10 protein-coding genes are annotated in these 13,421 nt (G+C 67.3%); 2 read left to right on the forward strand and 8 right to left on the reverse strand.

Features of this window, described 5'->3' with window-relative positions:
- Nucleotides 1-20 precede the first annotated feature (20 nt).
- On the reverse strand, nt 21-635 hold the full coding sequence (locus tag KTC28_RS07535; protein ID WP_216708332.1) for an N-acetyltransferase: 615 nt from the start codon (nt 633-635) through the stop codon (nt 21-23).
- Nucleotides 636-639: 4 nt separating this feature from the next.
- Nucleotides 640-957 carry a 50S ribosomal protein L28 gene (rpmB, locus tag KTC28_RS07540; RefSeq protein ID WP_216708333.1) on the reverse strand — a complete coding sequence of 106 codons (318 nt, stop codon included), beginning with the start codon at nt 955-957 and terminating at the stop codon, nt 640-642.
- 168 nt (nt 958-1,125) lie between these two features.
- Here rpmB and KTC28_RS07545 point away from each other — a divergent pair, with 168 nt between their 5' ends.
- Nucleotides 1,126-1,407 (forward strand): YciI family protein, encoded by a 282-nt coding sequence (locus KTC28_RS07545; RefSeq protein WP_216708334.1) that lies wholly within the window; start codon nt 1,126-1,128, stop codon nt 1,405-1,407.
- 82 nt (nt 1,408-1,489) lie between these two features.
- On the opposite strand, the gene ptsP is transcribed toward KTC28_RS07545, so the two are convergent.
- From ptsP to KTC28_RS07560, 3 genes are all read right to left on the reverse strand, one after another.
- Nucleotides 1,490-3,757 (reverse strand): phosphoenolpyruvate--protein phosphotransferase, encoded by a 2,268-nt coding sequence (gene ptsP, locus KTC28_RS07550; protein WP_216708335.1) that lies wholly within the window; start codon nt 3,755-3,757, stop codon nt 1,490-1,492.
- On the reverse strand, nt 3,757-4,761 hold the full coding sequence (locus KTC28_RS07555) for an NAD(P)H-dependent flavin oxidoreductase (protein ID WP_216708336.1): 1,005 nt from the start codon (nt 4,759-4,761) through the stop codon (nt 3,757-3,759). The genes ptsP and KTC28_RS07555 overlap by 1 nt, the downstream gene beginning before the upstream one ends.
- A gap of 370 nt (nt 4,762-5,131) precedes the next feature.
- Nucleotides 5,132-6,349: an aspartate kinase gene (locus KTC28_RS07560; RefSeq protein WP_216708337.1), complete on the reverse strand. Its 1,218-nt coding sequence runs from the start codon at nt 6,347-6,349 to the stop codon at nt 5,132-5,134.
- 102 nt (nt 6,350-6,451) lie between these two features.
- On the opposite strand from KTC28_RS07560, the gene ubiG reads away from it, so the two are divergent.
- Nucleotides 6,452-7,201 carry a bifunctional 2-polyprenyl-6-hydroxyphenol methylase/3-demethylubiquinol 3-O-methyltransferase UbiG gene (gene ubiG / locus KTC28_RS07565; protein ID WP_216708338.1) on the forward strand — a complete coding sequence of 250 codons (750 nt, stop codon included), beginning with the start codon at nt 6,452-6,454 and terminating at the stop codon, nt 7,199-7,201.
- On the opposite strand, the gene KTC28_RS07570 is transcribed toward ubiG, so the two are convergent.
- Genes KTC28_RS07570 through KTC28_RS07580 form a run of 3 tightly spaced genes read right to left on the reverse strand, consistent with a single transcriptional unit; the run spans nt 7,170 to nt 13,237 of the window.
- Nucleotides 7,170-8,747: an efflux transporter outer membrane subunit gene (locus KTC28_RS07570; protein ID WP_216708339.1), complete on the reverse strand. Its 1,578-nt coding sequence runs from the start codon at nt 8,745-8,747 to the stop codon at nt 7,170-7,172. The two genes, ubiG and KTC28_RS07570, sit on opposite strands and share 32 nt — an antisense overlap.
- Nucleotides 8,744-12,061: an efflux RND transporter permease subunit gene (locus tag KTC28_RS07575; protein ID WP_216708340.1), complete on the reverse strand. Its 3,318-nt coding sequence runs from the start codon at nt 12,059-12,061 to the stop codon at nt 8,744-8,746. The genes KTC28_RS07570 and KTC28_RS07575 overlap by 4 nt, the downstream gene beginning before the upstream one ends.
- The gene (locus tag KTC28_RS07580) at nt 12,062-13,237 is read right to left on the reverse strand and encodes an efflux RND transporter periplasmic adaptor subunit (protein ID WP_216708341.1); all 1,176 of its coding nucleotides are present in this window, start codon (nt 13,235-13,237) and stop codon (nt 12,062-12,064) included.
- Nucleotides 13,238-13,421: the final 184 nt, after the last annotated feature.

Here is a 13,421-nt window from a genome sequence, read left to right on the forward strand (position 1 = left end):
GGCGTTCTACCGTTCGACCGCTACCGCGTCGGCACCGGCTCGCGCCACATCGACCAGAAACGTAAGCCCGGCGCGGCGTCGAACTCACCCTTCACGGCAAAACCGAGCGCAGCGTAGATCGCCAGATTGGCTGCGGTCGCAGTTTCAAGCGCGGTGGGTATTCCGGCGTGATCGCAGTCGCGGAGCTTCGACCGAATCGCCGCGCCACCAAAGCCGCGACCGTGCAGTGTGGGATCGCACCCGGCGAATGCGAGATACCAGTGGGGCGTCGCTGGATGGTGGCTCTCGATCAGCGCCTGCAATCGCAAGGCGCGGGGGAGCGCGGTGCCGAAGGTCGTGACGAGTGGCACGAGAACGCCGAGCATCGCCAGGGGCGACGTGCGCCACGCACCGGGAGGACGCCAGATCGTCATCGCGGCACCGTCGCCAGCGATCAGCGTGTCAGCCGGACGGGCCTCGATGCGGACGGCAGTGCTGAAGAATTTCAGCAGCTTGGCCGGCCGGGTCAGGACATCCGGGAAAAGATACGCCAGCGCCGGATCGTCGATGAAAGCGCGGGCGAGCGTTGCTGCAACGAGCCTGCTATCCGCCGATGTTGCCGGGCGGACGGGGATGGCGGCGCGCTGCACCGCCATGGCGTCAGGCTGCGGCGGCCGGGGTCTCGGCGGCGGTCGTCGCGGCAATCTTCTTCTTGATCTCGCGCTTGAGCTTGACGCAGCGGTCGCTCAGCTTCTCGGCCTTGGTCTTGACCAGCCAGTTATCGAGGCCGCCGACATGCTCGACCGAACGCAGGCCGTTCATCGACACGCGCAGACGAACCGACCGTCCGAGGACGTCGGACATCAGCGTCACGTTCTGAAGGTTGGGCAAAAACAACCGCTTGGTCTTGTTGTTGGCGTGGGAGACATTGTTCCCGACCAGGCGACCCTTGGCGGTCAGTTCGCAAATGCGCGACATCGTTTACGTCCTTGGCAACCGGAGGGTCCGGCAAAGGCGAGGCGCTTACGCTAAGGGGCTGCTTTGGTCAACCTTGGCGGGGTGCGCTTTCACGCTGTTCCAAGTGGCGGCGAGGCTCTAGACGTGCTGCGGCGCGCGCGACCAGCGTCGCATATTCCGGAGCTGGCCATGCCGCATTTCGCGATCCATTGCATCGACAAGCCCGGCAGCACCGCTCTTCGCGCCTCGACCCGCGACGAACATCTTAATCATATCAACACGGTAGCCGACCAGATCGTCGCCGCCGGACCGTTGCTCGGGATCGACGGTGCGCCGATCGGGTCGCTCCTGATCATCGAATTCGCCGACCGCAAATCGGCGATCCAGTTTACTGCCGCCGATCCGTATGCGCTCGCCGGGCTGTTCGCGAGCGTCGCCGTGACCGCGTGGCGCAAGGTTTACCCTGCGTGAGAACCTTGCGCACACCGCCCCGCACATAGCGCGCACATCGCCGATCCACTGACGCGCCCAGCAATCGCGCGACCGTCAAATGTTAGCCGCGGGCAACGCCCAAATTGTCGGCCAGCGCGGTCAAATCGGCGCGGATCGTCGGTGCCCCAACCTCGAGCCAGCCCGCCATCGCGGCGCGGACCGGGGCGAGGTCGACCGAGCGAATCATCGCCTTGACCGGCCCGATCGCGGCGGGGGTGATCGACAGCCGCTCGATTCCGATCGCCATCAGCGCGAGCGCCTCGAGCGGCCGCCCGCCCATCTCGCCGCAGACGGTGACGGGGACGTTCGCGGCGGCGCAGGCGGCGGCGACGCGGCGGAGGAAGCGCAGGATCGCCGGTGACAGCCAGTCGTAGCGGTCGGCGAGCTTGGGATTGGCGCGGTCGGCGGCGAACAGGAACTGCGTCAGGTCGTTCGTCCCGATCGAGACGAAGTCGACCTTGGGCAGCAGCACGTCGAGGCATTCGGCGAGCGCCGGGACTTCGAGCATCGCGCCGTAGCGGACCTTCGCCGGCAGCGGTCGGCCCGACTTGGTTAGCCACTCACGCTGTGCCTCGACGAGCGCCTTGGCCGCGTCGAACTCCCACGGCTCGCTGACCATCGGGAACATGATGTTGAGCGTCCGCCCGGCCCCGGCCTCGAGCAAGGCGCGCGCCTGGACCTTCATCAACCCCGAGCGGCCCAGCGCGAGGCGCAATGCGCGCCAGCCCATCGCCGGGTTCTCGTCCTCGTGCGCGTCGTCGCGCATGTACGGCACCGCCTTGTCGCCGCCGATGTCGACGGTGCGGAACACCACCGGGCGGTCGCCCGCAGCGTCAAGCACCGCCTTGTACAGCGCGGTCTGGCGCTCGCGGCGGGGGAGGGTGGCCGACACGAGGAACTGGAATTCGGTGCGGAACAGCCCGATGCCGTCGGCATTCGTCGCGTCGAGCGCGGCAGCATCGTCGCGCAGCCCGGCGTTCATCATCAACGCGACGCGGGTGCCGTCCTTGGTCACCGCCGGCAGGTCGCGCAGCCTGGCATACTCGGCCTGGCGCTTCGCCTTGAGCGCGCTTGTCGTGGCGAACGACTTGAGCATCTCAGCCGATGGGCGGACGAGGACGGTCCCCGCCGACCCGTCGACGAGTAATTCGTCGCCGTCGGTGATCGTCGTCCGTAGGTCGCGGACCCGCCCGACAACCGGTATCCCCATCGCGCGAGCGACGATCGTGACATGCGCGGTCAGCGAGCCTTCCTCGAGGACGACGCCCTTCAGTACCCGCCGGTCGTATTCGAGCAGCTCGGCCGGGCCGAGGTTGCGCGCGAGCAGGATCGTGTCGCCGCGCAGCCCCGACTGCGCCGCCGAGCCCAGCTGCCCCGAGACGATGCGGATCAGCCGGTTCGACAGGTCGTCGAGGTCGGTCAGCCGCTCGCGCAGATACGGGTCGGCGATCGAGCGCATCCGCGCGCGGGTCCGCTGCTGAACGCGGTCGATCGCCGCCTCCGCCGTCAGCCCCGAATCGATCGCCTCGTTGATCCGCCGCGACCAGCCTTCATCATAGGCGAACATCTTGTACGTCTCGAGCACGTCGGACGTATCGCCGCCGCCGAGGAATTCGACCTGCCCCATCATGCCGTCGATCTGCTCGCGCATCTTGACGAAGGCACCGTAGACGCGGGCGCGCTCGACCTCGACGTCGTCGGCGACGGTGTGCTCGATGACGACGCGCGGCTGGTGGAACACCGCAGTCCCGCGCCCGAGACCGTCGACGAGCTTGAGCCCGGGAAGCCGCGCCGGACCGCTCGCGGCGCTGCGCGCCTTTGCCGCCGCGACGTCGTCGATCAGCCCGGCCCCGGCGATCAGCTCGGCGAGGACCATGGCGACCGTCTGGAGCACCTCGATCTCGATCTCGGCGTATTCGCGCGGGTCGGCGTGCTGGACGCAGAGGACGCCGACCGATGCCTCGCGCCGGACGATCGGCACCCCGGCGAAGCTGTGGAAGATTTCTTCCCCCGTCTCGGGCTTGTAGGCGAAATCGGGGTGGGCGCGCGCCTCGGCGAGGTTGAGCGGCTCGCGCGTCTCGGCGATGACGCCGGTCAGTCCTTCGCCCATCGCCAGCCGCGTGACATGGACCGCCGCCTGGCTCAGCCCGCGCGTCGCGAAGAGTTCGAGAACGCCGTCGCGGAGCAGATAGATCGACGCGACCTCGCTATCGAGCTGCTCGGCGACGACCGCGACGACGGCATTGAGCTTCGCCTGCGCGCTCGTCGACGACGCCATGACGTCGTGGAGGCGCCGCAGGATTTCGCGCGCGGGGGAGACGGGGGGCATCAGGCCGCCCGGTTGCTCAATGCCGCTTCGGCCTCGCCGACCAGCTCGTCGATGATCTCCGCGACCGGCATCACGCTCGTCACCATGCCGACCGACTGGCCCGCCATCAGCGAGCCGCTCTCGATATCGCCGTCGACGACCGCGCGGCGCAGCGCTCCCGCCCAATAATGCTCGATCTGGAGCTGGCCCTCGGCGAGGCCGATCGTGCCCGCGTCGACGAGGTTGGCGATCTCGCGCTGCTTCGCGGCGAACGCCTCGCTACCCGCATTCTTGAGCGCGCGGACCGGGATGACCGGCAGGCGCGGGTCGAGCTGGACCGACGCCAGCGCATCGCGGGCCGAGGCACGGACGAAGGCGCGCTTGAAGTTGGCGTGCGCGACGCTCTCGGTCGCGGCGGCGAAGCGCGTGCCGAGCTGGACGCCACTCGCCCCCATTTCGAGATACGCGGCGATCGCCGCTCCGCGCCCGATGCCGCCCGCGACGAACACCGGAACGTCGCGGATGACGGGAAGGATTTCCTGCGCGAGGACGCTCGTCGACACCGGGCCGATGTGTCCGCCAGCCTCGCTGCCCTCGATGACGATCGCGTCGACGCCCGAGCGAACGAGCTTCTTCGCCAGCGCCGCGGTCGGTGCGAAGCACATCAGCTTGGCCCCGGTCGCCTTGATCGCCTCGATCGCCGCCCCTGATGGGAGGCCGCCTGCGAGGACGACGTGGCTGACATCGTGCTTGCCGCAGATCGCGATCAGGTCGGCCATCGCCGGGTGGAGCGTGATCAGATTGACCCCGAACGGCCGGTCGGTGAGCGCCTTCGTCGCGGCGATTTCGGCATCGAGGATATGCGGCGGCATCGCCCCGCACGCGATCACGCCGAAGCCTCCGGCGTTCGAGATCGCGCTGACGAGATGGCGCTCGCTGACCCACGTCATCGCACCCGCCATGATGGCGTGAGTCGAGCCGAGGAAGTCGCGGCCGCGCGCGGAAAGCGTGTCGAGGCGGGTCATCTGATCAACCCCCGCAGGATGATCTCAAGTTCAGCTGCACTTTCTGGGTGGAAGCAAATCAGCTCAGTCGACTTAAGATATGTTGTCGGACCGCTGTGTCGGCCAGGCCGGCCCAGCCTCGCGGCGACGCCGGACTTCGTTTCGCCCCGATTGCGGAACTCGTGTCTTACGCCCGCAGTCATCGCTGTGGAGACGTCTGAGGCGCGGACCCACAGACTTTGCATGGTCTTAAGCGGCCATTCCACGACGATCGCGGGCTCTGAGCGAAAGGCAAACTTCTCGATCTTCATGGGTTTGCCCTCGGACACAAACCCCATCGATCGGAGCAGCGCTTCGCGCGCCGCTGATAGCTTAGCATTATCCAATACGTTCACGCGTCTAGCCCGTACGCAGTATGGAGCACGCGTACCGCGAGCTCGGTATATTCCTCGGCGATCAGGACGCTGACCTTGATCTCGCTCGTCGTGATCGCCTGGATGTTGATGCCGCGGTCGGCCAATGCCTTAAACATCGTCACCGCGACCCCGGCGTGGCTGCGCATGCCGACGCCGACGACCGAGATTTTCGCGACGGCGGGGTCGCTCGTCACGCTGGCATAGCCGATGCTGTCCTTCATCTTTGCGAGAACGCTCTCGCTCAACGTCAGTTCGGTCCGCGGCACGGTGAAGGTTACATCGGTGGTGCCCGCGACATAGGCGATGTTCTGGACGATCATGTCGACGTTGACGTTCGCCTCGGCGAGCGGGCCGAAGATCGCCGCGACGACGCCTGGCCGGTCGGGGACGCCGCCGACGGTGATCTTCGCCTCGTTGCGATTATAAGCGACGCCGGCGATCAGTTCCTGTTCCACGATTTCGTCCTCATCGACCACGAGCGTTCCCGGACCATCGTTGAAGCTTGATAGTACGCGAACGCGAACTTTTTCCTTCATCGCCAGCTCGACCGAACGCGTCTGGAGAACTTTTGCGCCGACGCTCGCGAGTTCGAGCATCTCCTCATAGGTGATCATCGCCAGCTTGCGCGCGCGCGGCACGATCCTCGGATCGGTGGTATAGACGCCGTCGACGTCGGTGTAGATGTCGCAGCGATCGGCCTTGAGCGCCGCCGCGAGCGCCACCGCCGACGTGTCCGACCCGCCGCGTCCGAGCGTCGTGACCCGCCCGTCGGGGCTGATGCCCTGGAAGCCCGGCATCACCGCGACCGTTCCCGCCGCCATGCTCGCGGCCATCGCGTCGGTGTCGATGCCCTTGATCCGCGCCGAGGCGTGGGCGTCCGACGTAGATACGGGCAGTTGCCAGCCGAGCCACGACCGCGCGGGCGTGCCCGCCGCCTGGAGCGCGATCGCGAGCAGCCCGGCGGTGACCTGCTCGCCGCTGGCGACGACGACGTCGTATTCGGCGCGGTCGGCGAGCGGCGAGGCTTCGCGGCAGAAGCCGACGAGCCGGTCGGTCTCGCCCGCCATCGCCGAGACGACGACCGCAACCTCGTTGCCGTTGGCAACCTCGCGGCGGACGCGGTCGGCGGCGCCGCGAATGCGTTCGATTCCGGCCATCGACGTCCCGCCGAATTTCATCACGATGCGGGCCATAACGGGGGCGACGATCCTTCGTGCGGCGTCAGGGATGACTTGCCGCGTTCGCCCGCGTGATAGAGGACGAGGCAATTAAGGCAAGCAAGCGAGGCTTGGGCTATGAATAGTACTGGGAATAGCGCGGTCGCGGGTACTGTCGATGCGCGCGAGGCGGGGTTCTTCGGCGCGCTCGCGGGGGACTGGTGGGACCCGGCGGGAAGCTCGGCGATGCTCCACCGGATCAATCCGCTGCGCCTCGGCTATATCCGTGACGCGATGATCGCCCGCGGGCGCGATGCGCGGGCGCGGCGGCTGCTCGACGGCATGACCGCGCTCGATGTCGGCTGCGGCGCCGGGCTGCTGACCGAGCCGCTGGCGCGGATGGGCGCGAACGTCACCGGGATCGATGCGGCAGCGGAGAATGTCGCGGCGGCGGCTGCGCACGCGGCGGCGGGCCAGCTCGACATCGTTTACCGCACCGCGCCGGTCGAGGTGCTTGCGCGCGAGGGGGCGGTGTTCGACCTCGTCACCTGCATGGAGGTCGTCGAGCATGTCGCCGATCGGGCGCGCTTCCTCGCCAGCCTGCGCGCGGTGACGGCTCCGGGCGGCCTGCTGGTGATGTCGACGCCGAACCGGACCCCGCTCAGCTATGCGACGCTGATCGTCGGGGCCGAACGGATCATGCGGACGATCCCCAAGGGCGCGCACGACTGGAGCAAGTTCGTTACCCCCGACGAACTGAGCGCCGAACTAACGACTGCCGGGTTCGCGGTGCGCGGCGTCAGCGGCATGACGTGGCGGCCGGGGAGCGGGTTCGTCCTCGGCAGCGACACGTCGGTCAATTATTACCTGACCGCGGTTCCGGCCTAGCTCCCGATAGCGGCTGCGGGTCGAGCAGCTGGTCGCCGCCGAGCGTCTGGTACAGCGTCACGAGGCTCTGCGCGCGGAGCAGGCGTGCCGACGCCAGCGTCTGCCGCGCCGAATACAGCGTCCGCTGCGTCACGAGCACGTTGAGGTACGGGTCGATGCCGCCATTATAGCGCGCGGTCTCGAGCGTGTTCGAATCGTCCGCCGCCTGCTCGGCCGCAAGTTGCGCCCCCGCCTGCGCGTCGATCGTCCCGCGCCGCGCGAGCGCATCGGCGACCTCGCGGAACGCGGTCTGGACGGTCTTCTGATAGGTGGCGACCGCGACGTCGCGCTGCGCCTTGGCATAGGCGAGGTTGCCGCTGTTCGCGCCGCCGTCGAAGATCGGCAGCGATGCCGCCGGGGCGATCGACCATGAAAAGGCGCCCCCGGTGAACAGCGACGACAACGCGGTGCTGGCGAAACCCGCCGCTGCGGTCAGGCTGATCGTCGGGAAGAAGTTCGCCCGCGCGGCGCCGATCCGCGCGTTTGCCGCGCGCAGGGTGTATTCGGCCTCGACGACGTCGGGGCGGCGGAGGAGGACGCGTGAGTCGAGCCCGGCGGGGAGCGCCGCGATCTTGCCGTCGACCGCCTCGATCGACGGCGGCAGGTCGGCATCGGCGACTGGCGCGCCGACGAGCAGTTCGAGCGCGTTGCGGTCCTGCGCGACGAGCGTCATCGTGTTCGTCTTGTCGGATTGCGCCTGGTACAACACGCTCTGCGCCTGCCGGAGGTCGGTCCGCGGGGCGACTCCCCCATCGAGCCGCATTTTGGTCAGGTCGACCGACTTCTGCGCGCTTTTTTCGGTGTCGATCGCGATTGCGAGCAGGCTCCGGTCGGTCGCCAGCGTCAAATACGCGTTGGCGACGTCGCCGACGAGGGTCAGCCGCGTCGCCCGCGCCGCCGCCTCGGTCGCGAGATATTGCTGGAGCGCAGCGCGGGCGAGGCTGTGAATCTTGCCGAACAGGTCGATCTCGAACGCGGTGACGCCGAGTTCGGTCGAGAAGACTGTCCGTGTACCCGAACTTGAGCTTACCGTGCCGGTGCTGGTCGTTCCCGTACCAGTCCCGGTCCCGCCCGTGCCGGTGCCACCCGAACCAGTCGAGCCCGTGCCGGTCCCGGTCGTGCCAGTGCTTCCGGTCGACCCGCTCGAACTGCTGAGCAGCCCGTTCGATGTCGACGTCCGCGCCGTCGCGTCGATCTGCGGCAGCAGCGCGGCCCGCTGGACGCGGTACAGCGCCCGCGCCGAATCGATGTTCGCCGCGGCAATGCGCAGGTCGCGATTATTCTCGAGCGCGCGGGTGATGATCGACTGCATATGCGGGTCGAGGAAGATCTGGCGATAGTCGACCGATGGCAGCGACGCCTCGGTGGTGCGCAGATACGCATCACCGGCCGGCCAGCTCGGCGGCACGGCTGGGTCGGGGCGGACATAATGCGGATCGAGACTGCACGCCGCGAGCGCGGCTACCGCGAGCAATGGCCAGCGACTGATCAGACGGGGCCGGGTCATGCGGTTGCTCCCGCGGATGCCGGCGGCGGCAAGCGCGGCTGGTCGGGATCGGGGACCGCAGGGGCCGGAAGCAGCGGCTGGTCGGGATCGGGGATCGTCGGGGCAGGGAGCAGCGGCACGTCGGGCGCAGCCTCCGCCACAGGCTTGTCGGGACCCGGCTTGCCGTCCGGACCCGGCTCGCCGTCGGGACCGTCCTTCTTTTCCGGCGCATGGCCGCGGAACAGTCGCCGCACGAGCACGAACGCCAAGGGTACATAGAAGATTGCGAGGATCGTCGCGGTCAGCATCCCGCCGATAACCGCCGTCCCGATCGCGATCCGGCTTTGCGCCCCGGCGCCGGTCGAGATCGCCAGCGGGATAACGCCGAAGATGAAGGCGAGGCTGGTCATGATGATCGGCCGCAGTCGCAATCGCGCCGCCTCGAGCGCCGAGTCGAGTGCGCTCTTGCCCGCCCGCTCGGCCTGCTCGGCAAATTCGACGATAAGGATCGCGTTCTTCGCCGACAGCCCCATCGTCGTCAGCAGCCCGACCTGAAAATAGACGTCGTTGGTCAGCCCGCGGAACGTCACCGCGAGCGTCGCGCCGAACAGTCCGAGCGGGATGACGAGCAGAACCGACAGCGGAATCGACCAGCTTTCGTACAGCGCGGCGAGGCACAGGAAGATGACGAGCAGCGACAGCGAATACAGCAGCGGCGTCTGCCCGCCCGACAAGCGCTCCTGATACGACAGCGCGCTCCATTCGACCGATGTCCCCGGCTGCTTGGCGGCAAGGTCCATCATCTTCTGCATCGCCGCCCCCGAACTCGACCCCGGCGCGGCCTCTCCGGCGATTTCGAACGCCGGCTTGGCGTTGTAGCGCTGGAGCGTCGTCGGCGTCCGCTGCCAGCGGGTGTGGGCGAAGGTCGAGAACGGCGTCATCGTCCCGCTCGAATTGCGGACATACCAGTTCGCGAGGTCCTCGGGCTTGCTACGGAATTGAGCGTCGCCCTGGACATAGACGCGCTTGACGCGGCCGCGGTCGATGAAGTCGTTGACGTACGTGCCACCCCACGCTGCGGCGAGCGTCTGGTCGACATCGGATTGCGTCAGGCCGAGCGCGCCGACCTGCTCCTGATCGACATCGACCGCGAGCGTGGGGACGTCGTCGAGGCCGTTGAGACGAACCGAGGTCAGGCCCGGGTCGGCCTTTGCCGCGGCGACGAGCGCATCGGTCCGCTGGCGGAAGGTCGCGCGGTCGAGGTTGCCGGAGTTTTCGAGCTCCATGGTGAAACCGGCCGACTGGCCGAGCCCGCGAACCGGCGGCGGGTTGAGTGCGGTGAACTGGGCGTCGCGGATCGACGACAATTGCTTATTCGACCGGGCGACGATCGCGGCGGCGTTCTGTCCATCTCCAGTGCGTTCGTCCCACGGCTTGAAGCCGATAAAGCCGCGGGCAACGTTCTGACCGGTCCCGGCGGTGTTCTGGCCGATGACGATGTAGACGATGTCGATCGTCTTTTGCTCGGCCGCGCGGAAGTGCGCCTCGATCGACTTGGCGACCTCGACCGCGCGCGCCTGCGTCGTCCCCGCGGGCATGATAAACTGGAGCTGCGCGATGCCTTGATCCTCGTTCGGCAGGAAGCTCGTCGGGAGATGGAGGAAGCCGAGGATCAGGACGGCAATGATGACGCCGTAGCCGATCAACAGGAGCAGCGGCTTGGCGATGATCCGCGCGACGATATCGCGGTAGCGATCGGCGGTGCGGTTGAACCAGTCGTTGAAGCGGTGGCCCAGGCGTGCAACCCGACCTTCCTTTTTCTCCTTGTCGGGCCGCTTGAGCAGATGCGACGCTAGCGCGGGCGACAGGACCAGCGCGACAAGCACCGACAGCGTCATCGACGCGATGATCGTGATCGCAAACTGGCGGTAGATCACGCCGACCGACCCGCCGAAGAACGCCATCGGCATGAACACCGCCGACAGGACGAGCGCGATGCCGATCAGCGCCGTCTGAATTTCGGCCATCGACTTGATCGTCGCGTCGCGCGGCGAGATGTCGGGATCTTCGTCCATCACCCGCTCGACGTTCTCGACGACGACGATCGCGTCGTCGACGAGCAGGCCGATCGACAGCACGAGCCCGAACAGGGTCAGCGTGTTGATCGAATAGCCGAATAGCGCGAGGATGCCGAAGGTGCCGAGCAGAACCACCGGCACCGCGATCGCCGGGATCAGCGTCGCGCGCCAGCTTTGCAGAAAGACGAACATGACGATAACGACGAGGACGATCGCCTCGCCGAGCGTCTTGACGACCTCCTCGACCGACAGCTTGATGAACGCCGTGCTGTCGAGCGGGAAGGCGTATTTATAGCCGGACGGGAACGACCCCGACGCGTTGGCGACGGCGGCACGGACGAGCTCGGCGGTCTTGAGCGCGTCGGCCCCGGGAGCGAGCTGGATCGCCATGCCGACCGCCGGGTGGCCATTGAGGCGCCCGGTGTTGGTATAGCTTTCGCTGCCGAGTTCGACCCGCGCGACGTCGCTGAGCAGCACCTTCGATCCATCGGTCTGCGTCTTGACGATGATCTTCTTGAATTCGTCGGGCGTCGTCAGCCGCGACCGCTCGGTGACGATTGCGCTGAGCATCTGGCTGTCGGGGCTGGGCTGGGCGCCGAGCTGCCCGGCGGCGATCTGGGTATTCTGCGCCTGCAATGCGCTGACGACGTCGCCGGGAATGAGCTGGAAGCTCGCCAGCTTGTACGGATCGAGCCAGATCCGCATCGCATATTGCGAGCCGAACACATTATAATCGCCGACGCCCTTTATCCGCCCGATCTGGTCCTGAAGGTTCGAGACGAGATAGTCGGCAACGTCGAACGAGGTCGTCTTGTCCGACGAGTCGTAAAGCGACACGACCATCAGGAAGTCGGCATTCGACTTGGTGACCGTCAGGCCTTGCTGCTGGACCTGCTGCGGCAGCCGGGGCAGCGCCTGCTGGACCTTGTTCTGCACTTGGACCTGCGCGATGTCGGGGTTGGTCCCCTTCTCGAAGGTCACCACGAGCGTCAGCGCACCCGCCGAATTCGACGTCGCCTGGAAATAGATCAGCCCGTCGATGCCGGTAAGCTGCTGTTCGATGACCTGCGTCACGCTCGATTCGAGCGTCTCGGCGGACGCGCCCGGGTAGGTCGCGCGGATGTTGACGGCGGGCGGGGCGATGTCGGGATATTGCTCGACCGGCAGCGACAGAACCCCGCCGATACCGGCGAGCATGACGATGATCGCGAGCACCCACGCGAAGATCGGCCGGTCGATGAAGATTTTCGAAATCATCTACGACTTGGCGCGGTCGTCGTTTGCGGCCGGGCGCGGCGCGGGTTTCGATCCCGCCGCCACCGGCTTGATCGCCTGTCCGGGCTTGATCCGATTAATCCCCTCGACAATCAATTTGTCCCCGGCGGCGAGACCGCTGGCGACCAGCCATTTGTCGCCGACGGTCCGGTCGAGCTTGACGTCGCGGCTGACCGCCTTGTTGTCCTTGCCGACGACGAGCGCGGTCGCGTTGCCCTTGGGATCGCGGCTGATTCCGGTCTGCGGCGCGAGGATCGCGTTTTGCGCCGTCTGCTGGCTCAGCCGGGCGCGGACGAACATCCCCGGGAGCAGGACGCCCTGGTGATTGGGAAAACGGGCGCGGAGGGTGACGGTGCCGGTGTTCGGGTCGACGACCGCTTCGGCGAACTCTACCCGCCCGCTCGCGGCATATTCGCTGCCGTCGGCGAGTTCGAGCCGGACCGCCGCCGATGACGCCGCGCGTCCGCCGCTCGCGAGCGAACGCCGCAGACTGAGCAGGTCGGCGCTCGATTGCTGAATGTCGACGAAGATCGGGTCGAGCCGCTGGATCGTCGTCAGCGCGGTCGTCTGGCCGACCGTCACCAGCCCGCCCGTCGTGACGAGCGACCGGCCGATGCGACCGGTGATCGGGGCGGGGATATTGGTGAAACCGAGGTTGATCTTGGCGGTCTCGACCGCCGCGCGATTCTGCGACACCGACGCCGCCGCCTGGTCGGCGGTACCGCGCGCATCGACATAATCCTGCTTGGCGACCGCCTGCATATCGGCGAGCGGCTTGTAGCGATCGGCCTTGGCCTTGGTGGCCGCCGCGTTCGCCTGCGCGCTCGACAGGTTCGCCTGCGCCTGCGCCAACGCGGCGCGATATTGCGACGGGTCGATCTTGTAGAGTGTCTGCCCGGCGTGGACGACGCTGCCTTCGGTGAAGGTCCGCGCGAGGATCAGCCCGGCAACCTGCGGGCGAACATCCGACGTCTCGAACGCCGCTGTCCGGCCGGTCAGTTCGATGAACAACGGCACCGTCTCGGCACGCAGCACGACATAGCCAGCCTCGGGAGTAGGAGGGGGACCCTTGTCCTCCTTCTTCTTCCCGCATCCGGCCAGCATGGCGAGAGCGATCCCGAGGAACGCCCGGGTCGCAAAACGTGGTACGGACTTCATTGCTGGCTTGCGGCTCCGGCTACGATTCGGCTCGATCCGAGCCAATAAGCCCGATGACGGCGATAACGCGAGTATTGCCATTTCTTTCCGCACCCGCGACCTTCGCGACGTTGCATGATCTTACGCGGATAACCGAGTTCGAGATGCCTGCCGTCTGACAATTTCGCACTGGTCTCATGGCGGC

Origin of the sequence: Polymorphobacter megasporae (assembly GCF_018982885.2) — a bacterium.
Taxonomy (GTDB): Bacteria; Pseudomonadota; Alphaproteobacteria; order Sphingomonadales; family Sphingomonadaceae; genus Polymorphobacter_B; species Polymorphobacter_B megasporae.